Origin of the sequence: Herbaspirillum sp. SJZ107, from assembly GCF_006715485.1 — a bacterium.
Classification (GTDB): Bacteria; Pseudomonadota; Gammaproteobacteria; order Burkholderiales; family Burkholderiaceae_D; genus Telluria.
In genome coordinates this window covers 160,716-180,069 of the sequence record NZ_VFNH01000004.1, presented here as the reverse complement: position 1 = coordinate 180,069, position 19,354 = coordinate 160,716, and the positions used below count along the sequence as shown (strand labels likewise).

The window sequence follows — 19,354 nt, the reverse complement described above, 5'->3', positions numbered from 1 at the left end:
GGTTGCGTCATCCACGTGATGTCCACTTTCAACCACACAGCAGCGAGGCCGCCCATGAGCATGACCCCCGATCCCGATCTGAAACCTGGCGACGAAGCCGAACCGGGCACGCCGGGCGCCGCTGAAGACTTGTGCGAAAGCTGCGGCGGCAGCGGCAAGCTGGACAACGGCAAGACCTGCCCCGAGTGCGAAGGCACCGGCCGCGTGATGCGCGGCATCGGCGGCGGCTGAAGCCGCGCCTGACGCTGAGCCGACGCCATCGGCGCGGATCGGGCATACTTGCGCTATCGTTAACTTGTCCCTGCGAGCTCCGATGGATTCCGTCATGCCCGAACTCCTCAGTGAACACGCCTGCTTCGGCGGCGTGCAGCGCTTCTATAAATACGACTCCACCGCGATCGGCCTGCCGATGCGGTTTTCGGTGTACCTGCCGCCCGGGGCTGCCGACACCACCGCCGGCACGGATGCCGGCAAGCTGCCGGTGCTGTTCTACCTGGCCGGCCTGACCTGTACCGAAGAAACCTTCATGATCAAGGCCGGTGCCCAGCGCGTGGCCGCTGAACTGGGCGTGATCCTGGTGACGCCGGATACCAGCCCGCGCGGCGCCGGCGTCCCCGGCGAAGCCGACAGCTGGGACTTCGGCGTGGGCGCCGGCTTCTACGTCGACGCCACCGAGGAACCGTGGTCGCGCCACTACCGCATGTACAGCCACATCCTGGAACTGCGCGAACTGGTGCTGTCCCGCCTGCCCGCCGACCTGGCACGCGTCGGCATCTTCGGCCACTCGATGGGCGGCCACGGCGCCCTGATGCTGGCGCTGCGCAATCCTGCGCTGTTCCATTCGGTCTCGGCCTTCGCGCCGATCGCCGCGCCGGTACGCTGCCCGTGGGGCCAGAAAGCCTTCGGCGGCTACCTCGGTGCGGACCAGGCCGCCTGGCGCGCCTACGATGCCACCGAGCTGATGGCGAACAGCGCGGCGGCGCCTTTCCCCAAAGGCATCCTGGTGGACCAGGGCCTGGCCGATAAATTCCTGGCCGAACAGCTTTATCCGGAGGCCTTCGAAGAAGCCTGCCGCAAGGCCGGCCAGCCGCTCGAGCTGCGCCGCCATGCCGGGTACGACCACGGCTATTACTTCATCCAGACTTTCGTCGAAGATCACCTGCGCTTCCACCACCGTCAGCTCGGCTGAGGGCTGAAGGCTGACTGCTGCCGGCGCCCGCACGTCCTGTGCGGCGCGCCCGCCTCGTTGGCCAACTTTCCCCTGCTTCCCGTCAGAGTGCGTCCGGCGCTGCGAATTCCCCGCTCCCGCTCGCATTATGGCCTGTGTCAACCCTGCGTCCGGCAGGCCCGCCGCGGCGCGTGCGCACGCTTGAACCACGCCGCGAGGCGTCTTATAAATGAAGCCGTGCGCTTGCAGTGGGACCGGGTATCCCTGCAGAAACGTACGACGCCAGGGTGAACAGGTGGTGTACTCTGGCCGCTCTCGATTGGCAATCGAACGCAATCAGGAGCGGCTGCTGCATGGCGCACATCCACCGTTTCAAGGACCGCGCGCACGCGGGCGCATTGCTGGCAAGGCAGTTGCGCCGCTACGCGCACGCGCCGGACGCGATCGTGCTGGCTCTGCCGCGCGGCGGCGTGCCGGTCGGCTTCGCGATCGCGCAGCGGCTCGGCATCGGGCTCGACGTGCTGGTCGTGCGCAAGCTGGGCATGCCGCACCACGAAGAGTTCGCCATGGGTGCGGTCGGCAGTGGCGGCGTGCGCGTGCTGCAGCCGGGCGTACCCGGGCTGATGGGTGTGACGGCACAGGATCTCGAAGCGGTCACGGCACGCGAGCTGGCCGAGCTCGCGCGCCGCGAGCGGGCTTACCGCGGCATCGGGGACGATGCAGCGGGGGGTACGCGCACCGCGCCCGACCTGCGCGGCAGCACCGCGATCCTGGTCGACGACGGTATCGCGACCGGTTCGACTGTGGGGGCGGCGATCCAGGTGCTGCGCCGCATGCAGCCGCGCAAGCTGGTGCTGGCGGTGCCGGTCGCGCCGCCCGCGACCGTGCACAAGCTGGCGCCGCAGGTCGACGAGCTGGTCTGCCTGTCGGCGCCGCCGCTGTTCCGCTCGGTCGGACAGTGGTACGACGCGTTCGAGCAGACCAGCGACGAACAAGTACAGGCGCTGTTGACGGCCGCACGGCAGCCGCAGGCAGCGTCCCATCCAACAACAGGAGGACAGAACGATGAAAACACAGATGACGGATAACGAACTGGGTCTCGACCTTGCCAAGCTGCTCGGCGGCGCGGCCGCGGGCGCCCTGTTGATGTACATTCTCGACCCGGACCGCGGCGGCGCACGGCGCGCGCACTCGGTGGCGGCCGTGCGCCATGCCGGCAGCCGCACCTCGAGCGCGCTCGGCAACGTCTGGCGCGGCGCCGGCGCGCGCCTCGGTGCGGCGGCGGATAACATGGCCGATGCGGCCGGCGACCGCGCCGCCGACCTCGCCGCTGCCGCCAAGCCGGACGGCGCAGCGGGCACGATCAAATCCTCGCTGTCGCGCCTTGGCCATGCTGCCGGCGAAGTGCTCGACGATACGATTTCCAGGGCAAAAAGCGTCGCCAGCCGTGCCGGCGATGCCGCCAGCGACGCGGTATCCAAGGCCGGCAGCGCCATGAGCCGCAGCGCCGACACGACCGGCGACCTCGCATCCAGGGTGACCAGCCGCGCCAACCGCGCCGCCGATCTCGCCAGGAATACCGTCAGCAGCGGCATCGACGACGCCCGCAGCGCCCTCCGTGCGACCGACTGGCGCGCGACCGCACGCAACCCGGCGGTGCTGGGCGGCGGCCTGCTTGGCCTGTATGGACTGGCGCGCCGTTCGCCGCTGGGCCTGGTGCTGGGCCTGGCCGGCGCCGCCCTGCTGGCACGCGGCGTGACCGGCAAGCCGCTGCGCAGCCTGCTGTCGACGCGCCAGCTCGGCGACCGCTTGGGCGGCACACTGAGCAGCACACTGAGCGGCGGTCTCAGCCAGACGATCGATTTCGAGAAATCGATCCATATCGAGGCCTCGCCGGAAGAGGTGTACGACCTCTGGAACAATTACGAGAACTTCCCGCGCTTCATGTCGCACGTGGTCGAGGTGAAAGACCTGGGCCGGCGCCGCTCGCACTGGGTGGTCAAGGGGCCGGGCGGCAGCGAGTTCGCGTGGAATTCCGTGCTCACCGAGCAGACCCGCCCGCATCGCCTGGCCTGGCGCAGCGAGCCGGGCGCCGAGATCCCGCAAAGCGGTTCGATCCAGTTCGAGCCGCACCGCGGCGGCACCCACGTGACGGTGCGCATGTCGTACACGCCGCCGGCCGGTGTCATCGGCCATGGCCTGGCAACCCTCCTCGGCGCCGATCCGAAGGCGCAGATGGACGACGACCTGGCACGCATGAAAGCCTTCGTCGAACGTGGCGCCATGCCGTCCAGGGGCTCGGACGACGCCGGCCGCTCGCGTTCCTCCAGCCGTTTCCTGCATTGATCATGGCGGACCAGGATACCCTCTCCGCCCTGCGCGCCGCCGCCATCAGGCTCGATGGCGGCGAGCGCGACTACGATGCCCTGCTCGACCTGGTCGGCGATGCGCGCTTCGTGCTGCTGGGCGAAGCCACCCACGGCACCCACGAGTTCTACGAAGAGCGCGCCCGCATCACCCGGCGCCTGATCGAAGACAAGGGGTTTCACGCGGTGGCCGTCGAGGCCGACTGGCCGGACGCCTATCGCGTCAACCGCTACGTGCGCGGCGAGGGCGAGGACGGCAGTGCCGACGCGGCGCTGTCGGGCTTCCAGCGCTTCCCGAACTGGATGTGGCGCAACACCGACGTGCAAAGCTTCGTCGAGTGGCTGCGCGCGCATAACCAGAAGACGGCCAGCCACAAGGTCGGCTTCTATGGCCTCGACCTGTACAGTATGTTCACCTCGATCAGCGAAGTGCTGGCCTACCTGGACAAGGTCGACCCGCAGGCCGCCAAGGTGGCGCGCGAGCGCTACTCTTGCTTCGACCATTACCAGGAAGACAGCCAGCATTACGGTTACACCGCCAGCCTGAGCCTGTCGGAATCCTGCGAGCAGGGTGTGATCGAGCAATTGCACCAGTTGCAGAGGCGCTCGGCCGACACCATGCAGAAGGACGGCGCCGACGAGGCACTCTTCTACGCGCAGCAAAACGCGCGCCTGGTCAAGAATGCCGAAGAATACTACCGCACCATGTTCCGGGGCCGTGTGTCGTCCTGGAACCTACGCGACAGCCACATGGCCGAGACGCTCGAGGCGCTGGCCCAGCACCTGTCGAAGGATGGCGAACCGGCCAAGATCGTGGTGTGGGAACACAATTCGCACATCGGCGATGCACGTGCGACCGAGGTCGGCGAGCTCGGCGAATGGAACGTGGGCGAACTGGCGCGCAAGGCCTACGACGGCGACACCCGCCTGATCGGCTTTTCCACCTACGAGGGTTTCGTGACGGCGGCGTCGGAATGGGACGCGCCGGCCGAGCACAAGCGTGTGCGTCCGGGCATGCCGGGCAGCTACGAAGCATTGCTGCACGAGGTCGGCGTCGACCGCTTCCTGCTGCCGCTGCGCGAAGAAGGCCCGGCACGCGACGCATTGATGCAGCGCCGGCTGGAGCGCGCCATCGGCGTCATCTACCTGCCGCGGACCGAGCGCCACAGCCACTATTTCTCGGCCCAGATGGCGCGCCAGTTCGATGCGGTGATCCATATCGACCGGACCACGGCGGTACAGCCGCTGGATCCGGGCGGCGGCTGGCACTCGGAAGAGCCGCCGGAAACTTATCCGGGCGGCTTTTAGGGCTGGCGCTCGGCTTCCACCGCGGCCAGCGCCTGCCGGGCCATCACGCGCGCGCCTTCGTACGACTTGACGGCCGCAATGAAGCGCCCGTTATGGCAGAAGCCAGCATCCGGCACGCCGGTCACGGCGGCCAGCTCGGCGTCGCGCAGCCCGGCCCAGGCTGCCGGCAAATCGGCGCGGGCCTCGAAGGTTTCCGGGCTGACCGGCACCGTGTGCAGCATGTAGCGCTGCTCGCCCAGGTTATGGCTGATCACGAACAGGACTTTCGGCATTTCCTTGCGCACCACGCTGGTCCAGGGCAGCGCACTGTTTTTCAGGTACAGCACCTTGCCGTCTTCGAGCAGCTCGGACTGGCGCACCTGCTCCACCGCCAGCGTCGCGCCGACGCGGTACTTGACCGCATTGACCATGATATCGGTCAGCAGCGCCATCGCGCGCCGGAACTGGCCGAGGCGGTAGGCTTCGGTCGGTTCGCCATAGCCGATGCGCTGCTCGTCCAGCCAGTTCGGATTGAAGCCGGAAATCACCGCCGACAGGCCATAGCTGCCGGGTGCGTTGCGGGCGGCGCCGGTATCCGACATGTCGAGGTACTGGACGATGTCGGCATCGATGGCGTAGGCAATCTCGCGCGCGGCGTCGTCGGACAGGCGCTGGCCGGTATGGGTCTCGGCCAGGATGGCCACGCAGCGGGCGCCATGCTCGCGCCACACCAGGCCGGCGCTGGCATACACCACCCCGCTCTGGCGGGCGCCGTCGAAACCTTTCTGGTGGTGGTCGAAACGGCCGCTGGCCGGGTCCCAGATGCCGCCGACGTCGACCGCGAAATCGGCCTTGTCGATGATGGCCGGATTGCGCGTGCGCACGATCTCGCTGCCGGGATATAACACGTTCAGTGTGGCGGCGGCCCATGCATCGTCGGCATGGAATTTCCCGCTGTGGGTCACGATTACCATAAGCTCTTTCATCTTTAAAACATATTCGCTGTTTCAAGATGATACCGGCTTTACCGGGCCGCAGCGCCCGTCACGGGCACCCGAGTGCGTCGGCCAGCGCCACCAGGTCATCGGCGACGATATCCCAGTCCTGTTCGGGCTGCAAATCGGTGGTCTGGCCGGGGCCGTGTTCGAAGCGGCGCCGCACGAACATCGTGCGCAGGCCGAGCGCGCGGGCCGCCGCCAGGTCGGTGTTGTGGGCCGCCACCATGCCGAACTGGCCGGGCGCCACCCCGGCCGCCTCGGCCGACCGCAGGTAGACCTCGGGGCGCGGCTTGTAGCTGCGGGCGATTTCCGCGCCCAGGATCACGTCCCACGGCAGGCCGCCGAAACGCGCCAGCTTCAGCATGCCGGCAATATGGCCGTTCGACACCGGCCCGATGGCAAAACGCCGCTTCAGGCGCAGCAGGCCCTCCACGGCATCCGGCCAGGGATCGAGACGTTCCCAGGCCCGGTTCAACGCGATCAGCTCGGCTTGCGGGATGCTGGAGGCAGCGACGCCATGCCGGTCCAGCACCTGCTCCAGGTTTTCGCGGTTGAGCACGTCGAGCCGGACCCAGGGCCGCGCGCCGGAACGCACCGCTTCCATCGCCGGCTGGTACAGGGCCCGCCACTCCTTGGCGAATTCGAAGGGGTCGACTGCAATGCCATGGCGCTCCAGAAAAGGCTCGGCAGCACGGGCGACGCCCGAGCGCCAGTCCACCACGGTACCGAAGACGTCGAAACCCAGGAATTCAAGCTGTTCGAATGGCAAGGACATGGGGCATCACTCCGTGGAAACCTGTTTGGCGGGGCGCTGGTCCGGCACGATCGTCGCGCGCCACCAGTCGTCGATCATCTGCTTTTCGTGCGGCCAGCGCGCGTCCGACGGGTAGGCATTCACGCGGTTGCCATAGGCCTTGTCGCTGAGCTGGGCGTCGCCGCTCTTCAGGACCTTGCCGTCCTCGACCAGCGAATAGCGCAGCCGCATGCGCGGCCAGTCGCCGCCGTGACGCAGGATACGCACGCCGCTGAGGGCAAAGCGGTTCGGCTCCTCGCGGCCGGCCAGGTCGATGTCGAGCACGTCGATGACCAGGTCCTGCCCGGCCGGCAAGTCCTTGCCGAGCGCCTGGAAATGGCCGCTGATGTCTTCCAGCGCCTGCTGGCGCTGCCAGGGCGTGCGCGGCAGGTCGGTGAACTGGGCGTCGTGGACATAGTTGACGGTGACGGCGGCCGCGGCGATGCCGTGCGCCGCCAGCCAGGCGGCGGCGAATGCAAGTTGCCGTAGGCAGGTCATGGTTGGCCTCCCGTCCTTTCGCGAAAACGATGTCGGTTCAACTATACGCCGCTTCCCTCAGCCGTGCCCGCCGCCGCGCGCCCGGCGTGCCCAGGCCGGGGAATGCGCTGTGAATGTAAAACGACGCTCCAGCCCCCGGCAACAAATTTTATTGCTTGGACCCGCCCGCTTTGGTTTACGATGGCGTCGTTATGATCTGGCAACTTAATCAGAGTGAGAACAGAGCCGAGACATGAGTAAATACAACCTGAACGTCAACGGCAAGGTCCAGTCCGTCGACGTCGAACCCGACACCCCGCTGCTGTGGGCCTTGCGCGATACCCTGAACCTGGTCGGCACCAAATACGGCTGCGGCATCGGCGCCTGCGGTGCCTGCACCGTCCACATCGACGGCCAGCCCGCCCGCTCGTGCCAGATGCCTGTGGCCAGCGTCGGCAAGCACAAGATCACCACCATCGAAGGCCTGGATGCGCGCGCCATGCACCCGCTGCAGCAGGCCTGGCAGGAACTCGACGTGCCCCAATGCGGCTACTGCCAGTCCGGCCAGATCATGAGCGCCTGCGCGCTGCTCAAGCAGACCCCGCGTCCGACCGACGCCCAGATCGACGACGCCATGGCCGGCAACCTGTGCCGCTGCGCGACCTACGTGCGTATCCGCGCCGGCATCCATCGCGCAGCCGAGATCGCTTCCGCGACGACGACTGGAAAGGGCAAGAAATGACCCACCCGCCCGTTTCCAGTGCGCGCCGCAACTTCCTGCGCCAGTCGACCGCCGGCGGCGCTTCCCTGCTTTTGGGCCTGCATAGCGGCGGCGTGATCGCGGCCGCCGGCGCCACGGCGCCGGCCGAGGGCGCCGAGTTCGCCCCCAACGCCTTCATCCGCATCGGCCAGGACGGCCGCGTCACCCTGATCTCGAAGCAGCCGGAAATCGGCCAGGGCATCAAGACCTCGCTGCCGATGATCATCGCCGAAGAGCTCGACGTCGATTGGAAAGACGTGCGCGTCGTGCAGGGCGACCTGAACCCGGTCTACGGTTCGCAGGGCGCCGGCGGTTCGACCTCGACCCCGACCAACTACGACAACTTCCACCGCCTCGGCGCCACCGCGCGCGCGATCCTGGTGCAGGCCGCAAGCCAGGCCTGGAACGTGCCGGCCGCCGAATGCGCGACGGCCCAGGGCAGCGTCGAGCACAAGGGTTCCGGCCGCAAGCTCGGCTATGGCGCGCTGGTCAAGGTGGCGGCCACGCTGCCGGTACCGGACGCCAAGGGCGTCCAGCTGAAGGATCCGTCCGGTTATCGCCTGCTGGGCACGCGCATCGGCGGCGTCGACAATGGCCTGGTGGTCAGCGGGAAGCCGCTGTTCGGCATCGACGTCAAGCTGCCGGGCATGTTGTATGCAACCTACGTCAAATGCCCGACACTGGGCGGACGCCCGGTCAGCGCCAACCTCGACGCGATCAAGGCCATGCCGGGCGTGAAGGATGCCTTCATCGTCGAAGGCACGGCCAATTTGAACGGCTTGCGCCCGGGCGTGGCCATCCTCGCCAACTCGACCTGGAACGCCCTGCGCGCGCGCAAGAAGCTGGACGTGAAATGGGACGAAGGCGAAGGCGCCAACCATAGCTGGGCCGGCTTCACGGCCCAGGCCCAGGCGCTGTCCAGGCAGCCGGGTGCGGCCACCATGCGCAAGGACGGCGACGTCAACGCCGCGCTGGCGGGCGCCGCCCATACGGTCGAGGCCGCCTACAGCTACCCCTTCATCTCGCACGCGAGCATGGAACCGCAGAACTGCACCGCCTGGTTCAAGCCGGACGGCAGCCTGGAACTGTGGGCGCCAACCCAGAATCCGGGCTCGGGCCAGGCGCTGGCGGCAAGCACCTTCGACATTCCTAAGGAAAAGATCACGCTGCACATCACGCGCAGCGGCGGCGGCTTCGGGCGCCGGCTGTCGTCCGACTTCATCGTCGATGCGGCGGCCATCTCGCAAAAAGTGAAGGCGCCGGTCAAGCTGACCTGGACCCGCGAAGACGATTTGCAGCAAGACCATTTCCGTGCGGGCGGCTTCCACTTCCTGCGCGGCGGCGTCGACGACGCCGGCAAGCTGGTGGCCTGGCACAACCATTTCGTCACCTTCGCCAACCGCATCGAGCGCAAGGAAAGCGACGGCACCAACAACAGCGTGCTGCAGCCGGGCAGCGGCGGCAATTTGTCGGGCGACGAATTCCCGGGGCGCTGGGCCGCCAACTGCCTGCTCGAGCAGACCCCGATCGAATGCCGCATCCCGATGGGACCGTGGCGCGCGCCGGGCAGCAATGTATTCGCCTGGGTGTTCCACAGCTTCATCGACGAGCTGGCGCATGCGGCCGGGCGCGATCCGGTCGAGTTCCGGCTGGAGCTGCTGGGCGACAAGGACATCGTGCCCGGCACCGGAGAACGCGGCCAGCCCTACAGCGTAGCGCGCATGCGCAACGTGCTGAAGGCAGTGGCCGACAAGGCCGACTGGGGCAAGCGCAAGTTTGCGCGCGGCCAGGGTGCCGGCGTGGCCTTCCACTTCAGCCACCGCGGCTATGTGGCCGAAGTGGCCGAGGTCACGGTGTCGAAGGACGGCAAGCTGACCGTCGACCGCGTGGTGGTGGTGACCGACATCGGCGCCCAGATCGTCAACCTGTCCGGCGCCGAGAACCAGGTCGAGGGTTCGGTGATCGATGGCCTCTCCACGCTGATGGGACCGGCGCTGGACATCGACAAGGGCCGCATCGTGCAGAGCAATTTCCACGAGTACCCGCTGCTGCGCATGCCGGACACGCCGACGAAAATCGAATCGCACTTCCTGAAGACCGATTACCCGGTCACGGGCCTGGGCGAACCGGTGTTCCCGCCGCTGGCGCCGGCCGTCTGCAACGCGATCTTCGCCGCCACCGGCAAGCGCGTGCGCGAACTGCCGCTCAGCAAGACCGACCTCAGCTGGAGCTGATCCTGTCCTCCCAGGCCCACGCTCTGCTGCAACAAGCCCTGCAGGCGCACCAGCAGGGCAAGCTGGATGCGGCGGCCAGCCTGTACCGGCAAGTGCTGGCGCAGGCGCCGCGCCAGTTCGACGCCCTGCACCTGCTGGGCGTGATCGCGCGCCAGCGCGGCGATGCCGCCGCTGCCGCCGGCCTGATCCGCGATGCGCTGCAGGTCGACCCGTCCCAGGCGCGCGCCCATTGCAACCTGGGCGCGGCACTGCAGGACCTGGACCAGCCCCAGGCCGCCCTGGACAGCTACGACCAGGCGCTGCGCCTCGATCCGCGCTATGCGCTGGCCTGGGACAACCGCGGCAACGCACTGCGCCGGCTGGGCCGCCTCGACGAGGCCCTGGCCAGCTACGAACAGGCGCTCGGCCTGCGCCACGATGCGGCCGAGACCTGGTGCCACCGCGCCATCGTGCTGAACGACCTGGGACGCTTCGACGATGCCGCCGCCAGCGCCGGCCGCGCGCTGCAGCTGCGGGCGACCTACCCGGATGCGCTGCTGGCGCTCGGCAATGCATTGCAGGCGCTGGAGCGTTTCGAGGAAGCCTGCGCCGCCTACGAGCAGGCATTGACGAAGGCGCCGCGCGCCGACATCTGGTGCGCGCGCGGCAGTGCGCTGAAAAAGTCCGGCGACCTGGCGGCGGCACTGGACAGTTACGAACGCGCGCTGGCGCTCGACCCGGACTATGCGCTGGCCCAGCACTACCGCGCCAACACGCTGCGCGCGCTCGGCCGCAAGCTTGACGCCATCGCCGCCTACCGCGCGGCGCTGGCGCTGGGCGCCGACGCCACCGAGGTCGGCTTTGCGCTGGCGGCGCTGGGCGAAGGCGCCCTGCCCGCGAGCGCTCCGTCCGACTATATAAAAGGATTGTTCGACCAGTACGCCGGCCATTTCGACCGCCACCTGGTCGAGGTGCTGGCCTACCGCACGCCGGCCCTGCTGGACGAGGTACTGCGCGCGCACCTCGGGCCCGTGCAGGCCGTACAGGACGAGGTGCTCGACCTCGGCTGCGGCACCGGCCTGTGCGCACCTTTCCTGCGGCCGCTGGCACGCAGGCTGACCGGGGTCGACCTGTCGCAGCGCATGCTCGACAAGGCGCGCGCGTCAAACCTGTACGATGCCCTCGCCTGTGCCGACATCGTCGATTTCCTGGCGGGCGATGGCCAGGCCGGCCGCTACGGCCTGGTACTGGCGGCCGACGTGTTCGTGTACATCGGCGACCTCTCACCCGTGTTCGCCGGGGTGGCGCAGGCCCTGCAGGCCGGGGGCTGGTTTGCGTTTTCGGTGGAAGCGCCAGGCGACAAGGATGGCGACGGCGCCAGCGGCTATGCGATCACGCCGTCGAACCGCTTCACGCATGCGTTGGCCTATATCGAGCGGCTGGCCGCGCAGCACGGCTTCGCGCCGGTGGAAACCCGCGCCGCGGCACTGCGCCGTGAACACGGCCGCGAGGTGGCCGGCCACCTGGTCCTGCTGCGCCGGACGTAAGACCGGCGCCGGCGTAAGGAAGCTAGCTTCAGGCCACCGACAGCGCCGTCATGCCGATCTCGCCCAGCCGCACCGGCACCGCGCCGCGCGCCACCATGCGGTCGATGGCGCGCGTGCCGTCGCCGGGCTTGACGTCGACCGCGCGCATCGCTTCCGGCACGATCAGGGTGTCGAAGCCCTCTTCCAGCGCATCGGTCACGGTGTTCAGCACGCAGTAGTCGGTGGCCAGGCCGCAGACCGTCACGCGCGTCACTTCGCGCGCGCGCAACTGGGCGGACAGGTCGGTGCCGCCGAAGGCCGAGTAGGCGTCGACGGCGGCGGTGTCGGCTTTCGACACCACGATGGCGTCGTCCGGCAGCGCCAGCTCGGCGGCGAATTCGGCGCCCGGGCTGTCCGCCTGGCAGTGCGGCGGCCACGGCCCGCCCTGGGCCGCGAACGAGCAGTGGTCCTGCGGGTGCCAGTCGCGCGAGGCGACGATCGGCAGGCCCTGGGCCTGGAACAGTTCGATCAGGTGGTTGATCGGGGCGATGACTTCGTGGCCGTTGGCGACACCGAGGGCGCCGCCGGGCAGGAAGTCGTATTGCAGGTCGATGATCAACAGGGCGTCGCCTGGTTCGAGGTGGATGGCACTCATCTATTGTTCTCCATGGTGCGCTGTCGTCGCGCGAACTTGTCGGTTAATGCCAGTATATACCGTCGCCCCCGCGCAGGCGGGGGTCCAAGTTCTGCAAGCGCAGTCGAGACGCGGGCAAACTTGGACCCCCGCCTTCGCGGGGGCGACGGGCGAGCGTACGGGGCGACGGGCCAGCGTAGCGGGCGCACGGTGCGTGAGCGCCGCGGCCGGTAATGCAATCAATGCGGCAGCGTCGACCCCGACGCCTGCGCCGCGCGCGCCGCCGGATCCGGATCCAGCGCCCCCAGCCGGTCGAGGATGGCCACCGCCTGCTGCGCCTGCGCCGCGTCTGCCGTCGTGACGGTGATCTGGCAGTCGCGCACGTCGTCCTGGGCGGTCGGCGCATAGGTGTGGGTGTAGGCGGTCTTGCCCTTGACCTCGGGGTTGTCGCCGACGGTGAAATTGCCCTGCACCGGGCCGGTCTCGTCGATGCGGACGTCGATCACGACGTTATCGGCGGCCAGGCCGGCGGCCAGCAGTTCGTTGCGTGCCTGTTCGGCGGAAGCGAGTTGCACGAAAGTGCGTACGATCGGATTTTGCATGGTTTCTCCTGCATTGAGTACATTGTGTTGAATTCCACCGTACCAGAAATGGCAAGGCGGTGGCGCTCGCAGGCCACATGAGGTATCCATAAGGCATGGATAAGCCGCACAAGCTCGACAGCAAGGTGTACACTCGCGGGCTAGGGCAATACATATAGACAAAAAGCAAGATGAACTCTGGGTTGAACCGCGGGCTGAGCCGCTTCCGGCTGAACAGCCTGCGCAGCCGGCTGATGCTGCTGGTGGCGCTGGCGATGATGCCGCTGGCGATCATGACCGTCCTGGCCGGGGTGCGCGAGCGCCACCACACGGTCCAGGCGTCCGAAGAACACCTGCGGCGCCTGACCGCCATGGCCGCCGCCAACGAAGCCCAGTCGATCCAGGGTGCGCGCCAGATCCTGGTCGACCTTGCCAGCGTGCCCGACCTGATGGGGGACACCGCGCGCTGCACCGCGCTGCTGTCGGACGTCCTCGACCGCAACGAGGGCTACGTCAACTTCGGGCTGATCCAGCTGAACGGCGACGTCACCTGCAGCGCCGTGCCGCTGCTGCACCCGGTCAACCTGGGCGACCGCAGCCACTTCCGGCGCGCGATGGAGGAACGCCGCTTCATCGCCGGCGACTACGTGTTCGGGCGCGTGATCAAGAAACACACGATCAACCTCACCTACCCCGTCATCGACCGCGCCGGCAAGGTGCTGGCCGTGGTGTTCGCGGCGATGGACCTGGAGGCGCTGGACACCTTCATCAACGACATCGACCTGCCGCCCGGCTCGATCCTGACCACCTTCGATGCGCGCGGCGGCATCATCTCGCGCCGCCCCGAACCCGAGACCTGGCTCGGCAAGCCGGTGCCGAAGGCGATGCTGGAAGCGATGAAGGCGCCGGCGGCGAGCGCGGGTGCCGTCACCCTGCACGGCAGGGACGGCATCGAGCGCCTGCACAGCTTCGCGCGCGTCGGCACGCCGGCGCTGACCGACTACACCGTCACCATCGGCATCCCGACCGAAGGTATCCTGCGCGCGGCGCGCCACGACCAGATCATGTCGCTGCTCGGCCTCGGGGCGACCATCCTGCTGGCCCTGCTGGCGGCGTGGCTGGTGGGCGACGTGCTGATCGTGCGCCGCGTGCACAAGCTGATGGGCACCGCCGAGCGCATCGCGGCCGGCGACCTGGAGGCGCGTTCCCGCATCGATTACGGCAACGAGGAGATCGGCAGCCTGGCGCAGGCGCTGGACCGGATGGCGGCGGCGCTGCAGAAGAAGGAAGCGGCGCGGTCGCTGGCCGAGCGCGAGCTGCGCAGCGCCGACCAGCGCAAGGACGAGTTCCTGGCGATGCTGGCGCACGAACTGCGCAACCCGCTGGCGCCGATCAGCACCGGCGCCAACCTGCTGCGGCTGCTGCATTCGGAGAATGCCCAGATCCACCAGACCTGCTCGATCATCGTGCGCCAGGTGCAGCACATGACCAGCCTGGTGGACGACCTGCTGGACGTGTCGCGGGTGACGCGCGGGCTGGTCTCGATCTCGGCCCAGCCGCTGGACCTGAAGCGCGTGATCGAGGATGCGGTCGAGCAGATCCGGCCGCTGGTGACGGCGCGCCGCCACCGCCTGCTGGTCGAGCTGCCGGATCCGGCGCGCGCGCCGGCCCCTGCGATGGGCGACCACAAGCGCCTGGTGCAGGTGGTCGCCAACATGCTCGGCAACGCCGGCAAGTACACGCCCGAGGGCGGCACGATCCGCTTGCGCCTCGAAGGCGAAGGCGACGCCGGCCAGGGCAGCTGGCTCTTGAGCGTGTCCGACAACGGCATCGGCATGGACGCCGGCCTGGTCGGCCACGTGTTCGACCTGTTCACCCAGGCCGAGCGCACGCCCGACCGCTCGCAGGGCGGCCTCGGACTCGGCCTGGCGCTGGTCAAGAGCCTGGTCGAGCTGCACGGCGGCAGCGTGCAGGCGGCCAGCCCCGGCCCGGGCCAGGGCTCGACCTTCACGGTTCGGCTGCCGCGCCAGATGCCCGGGCTGGCCGCGCCGGCGGCGCAGGCCGATGCGGATGCCGCGGGCGCCCCCGCCGCCGTTACAAGCGCGCCGCTGCGCATCCTGCTGTGCGACGATCACGTCGACGCGGTGCACACGCTGCAGCTGTTCCTGCGCTCGGCCGGACACGAGGTCGACATCGCGTATACCGCCGGCGACGCGCTGGAACTGGCGCGCCTGACGCGGCCGGACGTCTGCCTGCTCGACATCGGCCTGCCCGACTTCGACGGCAACGAACTGGCGCGCCGCCTGCGCCAGCTGCCGCAGGCCGCGGGCAGCACGCTGATCGCGATGACCGGCTACGGCCGCCAGCAGGACCGCGCGACGGCGCTGGCGGCCGGCTTCGATCACTACCTGGTCAAGCCGGTGGATACCGTCCGGCTGGCGGAGATCCTGGCGGCGGTGGCGCCCGCCGGCGCGCCGGCTGATGACAATATGTAACCGCAGTTGCCAAACGTCGCATCCTGTATCAAGTTATCGGAACGCCAACAGGCGCCACCATAACCACGACAGGGACACCATGAAGACTCTCTGCGGTACCTCGATCACCCTCGCCTGCGCCCTGCTGCTGGCGGGCTGCAGCAGCCAGACCACCATCCGCGAGACCGTCGTCAGCGACGACGTCGGCGCGTATCGCGCGCCGCCGGCGGCGCCCCCGCCTCCCGCCCCTGCCATGATGTCGCGGTCCGGGGTCCTGGGCTACGCCACCAGCCAGCGCGCCATCGTGGCGCCGGCGCCGTGGCTGGTCGTGCCGCCCTCCACCGACAAGTTCCCGGACAAGGAAGCCGGCAAGGCGATCCTGGTGGCGGACCAGCCGGTATCGACCTTCAGCGCCGACGTCGACACCGCCTCGTACGCCTTCGTGCGCCGCCTGCTGTCCGCAGGCCGCATGCCGGCACCGGAAGCGGTGCGGGTCGAGGAAATGGTGAACTACTTCCCCTATCGCTACGCCGCGCCGAAGAACAGCCGCGTGCCGTTCGCGGTGTCCACCGAAGTCATGCCGAGCCCGTGGAAGGCGGGCAACCAGCTGGTCCACATCGCCGTGCGCGGTTATGACCTGCAGAATGCGCAGCGCCCGCGCGCCAACGTGGTGCTGCTGGTCGACGTGTCCGGGTCGATGATGGGGCAGGACCGCCTGCCGCTGCTCAAGCAGGGGTTCCACCTGTTTGCCGAACGGCTGCGCGACGACGACCGCGTCGCCATCGTCACCTATGCCAACGGCACCGCGGTGGCGCTGGAGCCGACGCCCGGCAGCGAGCGCCGCAAGATCCTCGATGCCATCGACGCCCTGCACGCGGGCGGCGGCACCGCCGGCGGCGAAGGCCTGCAGCGCGCCTATGCACTGGCCGAGCGCAACTTCGACCGCGAGGCGGTCAACCGCGTGGTGCTGGCCACCGACGGCGACTTCAACGTCGGCATCACCGACCCGCGCCAGCTCGAACAGTTCGTCGCCGGGAAACGCAAGAGCGGCGTCTACCTGTCGATCCTCGGCGTCGGCGAAGGCAACCTGAACGACGCCCTGATGCAGCGCCTGGCCCAGTCGGGCAACGGCAATGCGGCCTACATCGACACCCTGATGGAAGCCGGCAAGGCGCTCGGCGAAGAACTCGGCTCGACCATGTTCCCGATCGCGAACGACGTCAAGGTACAGGTCGAATTCAATCCCGAGCGGGTCGCCGCCTACCGCCTGATCGGCTACGAAACCCGCATGCTGCAGCGCCAGGATTTCAAGGACGACAAGGTAGACGCCGGCGACATGGGCGCAGGCCACACCGTCACCGCGATCTACGAGATCACGCCGAGCGCCGCGGCCGGCATCCTGGTCGATCCGCTGCGCTACGGCAAGGAGAATACCGCAAAGGCCGCATCCAGCGGCGGCGACGAGCTGTGCTTCGTCAAGCTGCGCTACAAGCTGCCGGGCGAAGCAGGCAGCCGCCTGGTCGAGCATCCGGTGCGTGCCGGCTCGGCGCGGGCCCGCTTCGAGGCTGCACCGGACGACCAGCGTTTCGCGGTGGCCGTCGCCGCCTTCGGCCAGCGCCTGCGCGGCGAAGCGCCGCTGGCCGACACCAGCTACGAACAGATCGCCGCGATGGCGAACGCCGCCCGCGGCCCGGATCCGGAAGGCTACCGCGCCGAGTTCGTGAAGCTGGTGCGCATGGCCGATGCGCTGGGCAAGGTGGCGCAGGCCGGCCAGCCCTGATCGGCGCTTATCGGCGCTTCATCGCGTGCCATGCACGGCTGGCCGAATTGACTGGCCAGCCGGCGCGGGAGCTGCATATACTTGCGCTCCCGCTACTTCACCGACCGTCCCGCCCCCATGCTCCGCCGCCTGCCGCTGCTGCCCCTGCCCCTCCTCATGTTCCATTGCGCCGCGACGGCCCAGCAGACGCCCGAAGCGCCGCTGCAGCAGGTCGAGATCAAGGGGCCCGGCAGCCAGGAACTGCGCCGGCAGGACAGCCTGGGGCGTATCGTGGTCGGACGCGAGGAGCTGGCGAAATATGGCGACACCACGCTGTCGGATGCGCTGAAGCGCCAGCCCGGCGTCAGCGTCAGTGCCGGCGAAATCCGCATGCGCGGCCTCGGTGCCGGCTACACCCAGATCCTGGTCGACGGCGATCCGGCCCCTGGCGGCTTCGCCATTGACACCCTGTCGCCCGACCTGGTCGAACGCATCGAGATCCTGCGCAGCGCCAGCGCCGACACGGGCGCGCAGGCGGTCGCGGGCACCATCAACATCGTGATGCGCAAGGCGCGCGCAGGTGCCGGCAAAAGCGCGCGCAGCCTGAAACTGAGCGCCGCACAGGCGCAGCGGCGCGCCAGCCCGGCGGCCACGCTGCAGTGGTCCGGCCGCGCCGGCATCACCAGCTACGCGCTCGCCGCCACCGCATCGCAGACGCGCCGCCACGACGATCCAGGCATCGACGAGCGCACGGAAGGCAGCGCCGGCACCACGCTGCGCCACTTCGACGAACGCGACGAGAGCCGCCTCACCAAACTGAGCCTGGCGCCGCGCATGGAGCGCAAGGCCGCCAACGGCGATACGCTCGCGCTCACCGGCCTGTTCGATTTGTCGCGCAGCCGCTCCATGAGCCGCCAGCTGGAAACCACGCTGCTGGGCCAGCCGACCGCCTCGCCGGACGCCACCGGCCGCGCCGCCTACGACACCTGGCTGGCCAAGTCCGACCTGTCCTGGTCGCGCCGCATCGGCGCCGGCCGCCTGTCGCTGAAGGCCGGGCTGGAAGCCAACCGGCGTCCCGGCGACTACCTGTTCCGCGGCATCGACGCCGGCGGCACGCCCTGGTTCGAGCGCGCCGTCACCTCCAGCGCCGGCGAACGGCGCGCCTCCACCAGCGGCAAGTACGTGACGCCGCTGGGCGATGGCCACGACATCGCGTTCGGCTGGGATGCCGCGCTGACGCGCCGCGCCGAAACCCGCCTGCAGCAGGACCGCGCACCCGGCACAGCCCCCTACTACACGCTCGACCAGGACTACACGGCCGACGTGCGGCGCCTGGCGCTGTTCGCCCAGGACGAGTGGCAGCTGCGGCCCGATCTGCAAGCCTACCTCGGGCTGCGCTGGGAAGGCCTGGACACGCGTACCGCAGGCCGCGGCTTCGACGGGCGCGCGGTACACGCCAGCGTGTTCAGCCCGATCGGGCAGCTGGTGTGGAAACTGCCGGGCCGCCCGCGCGACCAGTTGCGCCTGGCGCTGGCGCGCACTTATAAAGCGCCGCAGCCGGGCGCCCTGGTGCCGCGCCGCTACACCGTCAACAACGACAACGGCCCGGCCAACCCCGACTTCGAAGGCAACCCGGGCCTGCGTCCGGAACTGGCCTGGGGCCTGGATGCGGCGCTGGAATCCTACTTTGCAGGCGACGGCATGGCCAGCGTCTCGGTGTATGCACGCCGCATACGCGACGTGGTGCTGCAGCGGCTGTACCAGGATGGCGCAAGCTGGGTCGCGACGCCCGCCAACAACGGCGGCGCCGGCGTGCACGGCATCGAAGCCGACCTGCGCCTGCCGCTGCCGGCACCCATCCCGCGCTGGCCAGCCATCGAGCTGCGCGCCAACCTGGGCCGCAACTGGTCGCACGTGGACGCCCTGCCCGGCCCGGACAACCGGCTGGCGGCGCAGGCGCCGTTCACGCTCAACCTCGGGGCCGATGCGCGCTTGGCCGGCAACGCGCACAAGCTGGCGGCAGGCCTCAACCTGCACGTGGTCGGTACCAACACGGCACGCGTGGCCCCGAGCCTGACATCAAGCACCGGCATGGTGCGCGAGCTGGAAGCGTATGCGGCCTGGTCGGCCGCCGGCGCGCAATGGCGGCTGACGCTGCCCGATGTGCTGCGGCGCAGCGCACGCGAAAGCCAGGTCTACCAGGATACGGCGCTGCTGCAGCAGCGCTTCGTTGCCACGCCGCGCCGTCCAGCACTGCGGCTGCAGGTGGAGCTGCCGATCTAGTACAGTCAGACAGATTCTCACGAAATATTGCAGTA

16 protein-coding genes are annotated in these 19,354 nt (G+C 69.0%); 11 read left to right on the top strand and 5 right to left on the bottom strand.

Annotation, left to right across the window (positions count from 1 at the left end; genetic code table 11):
- The first annotated feature begins 54 nt into the window (after nucleotides 1–54).
- From FBX97_RS29720 to FBX97_RS23865, 5 genes are all read left to right on the top strand, one after another.
- Entirely contained in the window at nucleotides 55–231 is a 177-nt protein-coding gene (locus tag FBX97_RS29720; protein ID WP_185748724.1) for a hypothetical protein, read from the top strand.
- Nucleotides 232–325: 94 nt separating this feature from the next.
- Complete coding sequence (gene fghA / locus FBX97_RS23880; RefSeq protein WP_141837405.1) at nucleotides 326–1,189, top strand: S-formylglutathione hydrolase; 864 nt, start codon at nucleotides 326–328, stop codon at nucleotides 1,187–1,189.
- Nucleotides 1,190–1,521: 332 nt separating this feature from the next.
- Entirely contained in the window at nucleotides 1,522–2,256 is a 735-nt protein-coding gene (locus FBX97_RS23875) for a phosphoribosyltransferase (protein WP_185748723.1), read from the top strand.
- On the top strand, nucleotides 2,234–3,514 hold the full coding sequence (locus tag FBX97_RS23870; protein ID WP_141837403.1) for an SRPBCC family protein: 1,281 nt from the start codon (nucleotides 2,234–2,236) through the stop codon (nucleotides 3,512–3,514). Before FBX97_RS23875 ends, FBX97_RS23870 begins: the two co-directional genes overlap by 23 nt.
- Nucleotides 3,515–3,516: 2 nt before the next feature.
- Nucleotides 3,517–4,842, top strand: a complete 1,326-nt coding sequence (locus tag FBX97_RS23865) for an erythromycin esterase family protein (RefSeq protein ID WP_141837401.1) — start codon at nucleotides 3,517–3,519, stop codon at nucleotides 4,840–4,842.
- Here the strand turns inward: FBX97_RS23865 and FBX97_RS23860 are convergent.
- From FBX97_RS23860 to FBX97_RS23850, 3 genes are all read right to left on the bottom strand, one after another.
- Nucleotides 4,839–5,795 (bottom strand): MYG1 family protein, encoded by a 957-nt coding sequence (locus tag FBX97_RS23860; protein ID WP_141837399.1) that lies wholly within the window; start codon nucleotides 5,793–5,795, stop codon nucleotides 4,839–4,841. The genes FBX97_RS23865 and FBX97_RS23860 overlap by 4 nt on opposite strands.
- Nucleotides 5,796–5,865: 70 nt before the next feature.
- The gene (locus tag FBX97_RS23855; RefSeq protein WP_141837397.1) at nucleotides 5,866–6,594 is read right to left on the bottom strand and encodes a haloacid dehalogenase type II; all 729 of its coding nucleotides are present in this window, start codon (nucleotides 6,592–6,594) and stop codon (nucleotides 5,866–5,868) included.
- A 6-nt stretch (nucleotides 6,595–6,600) separates the two neighbouring features.
- Nucleotides 6,601–7,110, bottom strand: a complete 510-nt coding sequence (locus FBX97_RS23850) for a DUF3016 domain-containing protein (RefSeq protein ID WP_141837394.1) — start codon at nucleotides 7,108–7,110, stop codon at nucleotides 6,601–6,603.
- Nucleotides 7,111–7,342: 232 nt separating this feature from the next.
- On the opposite strand from FBX97_RS23850, the gene FBX97_RS23845 reads away from it, so the two are divergent.
- The 3 genes from FBX97_RS23845 to FBX97_RS23835 are packed head-to-tail and all read left to right on the top strand — an operon-like array spanning nucleotide 7,343 to nucleotide 11,609.
- Nucleotides 7,343–7,831, top strand: a complete 489-nt coding sequence (locus tag FBX97_RS23845; RefSeq protein ID WP_141837392.1) for a (2Fe-2S)-binding protein — start codon at nucleotides 7,343–7,345, stop codon at nucleotides 7,829–7,831.
- Nucleotides 7,828–10,083 carry a molybdopterin cofactor-binding domain-containing protein gene (locus FBX97_RS23840; RefSeq protein WP_141837390.1) on the top strand — a complete coding sequence of 752 codons (2,256 nt, stop codon included), beginning with the start codon at nucleotides 7,828–7,830 and terminating at the stop codon, nucleotides 10,081–10,083. The genes FBX97_RS23845 and FBX97_RS23840 overlap by 4 nt, the downstream gene beginning before the upstream one ends.
- Nucleotides 10,074–11,609 (top strand): tetratricopeptide repeat protein, encoded by a 1,536-nt coding sequence (locus FBX97_RS23835; protein ID WP_370457353.1) that lies wholly within the window; start codon nucleotides 10,074–10,076, stop codon nucleotides 11,607–11,609. The genes FBX97_RS23840 and FBX97_RS23835 overlap by 10 nt, the downstream gene beginning before the upstream one ends.
- Before the next feature lie 28 nt (nucleotides 11,610–11,637).
- Here FBX97_RS23835 and FBX97_RS23830 read toward each other — a convergent pair whose 3' ends face one another.
- On the bottom strand, nucleotides 11,638–12,243 hold the full coding sequence (locus FBX97_RS23830; protein WP_141837388.1) for an isochorismatase family protein: 606 nt from the start codon (nucleotides 12,241–12,243) through the stop codon (nucleotides 11,638–11,640).
- Between the two features lie 218 nt (nucleotides 12,244–12,461).
- A complete protein-coding gene (locus FBX97_RS23825; protein WP_141837386.1) occupies nucleotides 12,462–12,824 on the bottom strand; it encodes a hypothetical protein in 363 nt (120 codons plus the stop codon).
- Between the two features lie 170 nt (nucleotides 12,825–12,994).
- On the opposite strand from FBX97_RS23825, the gene FBX97_RS23820 reads away from it, so the two are divergent.
- The 3 genes from FBX97_RS23820 (at nucleotide 12,995) to FBX97_RS23810 (ending at nucleotide 19,319) form a co-directional block, all read left to right on the top strand.
- Complete coding sequence (locus tag FBX97_RS23820) at nucleotides 12,995–15,298, top strand: ATP-binding protein (RefSeq protein WP_185748722.1); 2,304 nt, start codon at nucleotides 12,995–12,997, stop codon at nucleotides 15,296–15,298.
- Nucleotides 15,299–15,377: 79 nt separating this feature from the next.
- Nucleotides 15,378–17,057, top strand: a complete 1,680-nt coding sequence (locus tag FBX97_RS23815) for a VWA domain-containing protein (protein WP_221631862.1) — start codon at nucleotides 15,378–15,380, stop codon at nucleotides 17,055–17,057.
- An 81-nt stretch (nucleotides 17,058–17,138) separates the two neighbouring features.
- Entirely contained in the window at nucleotides 17,139–19,319 is a 2,181-nt protein-coding gene (locus tag FBX97_RS23810) for a TonB-dependent siderophore receptor (protein ID WP_141837382.1), read from the top strand.
- Nucleotides 19,320–19,354: the final 35 nt, after the last annotated feature.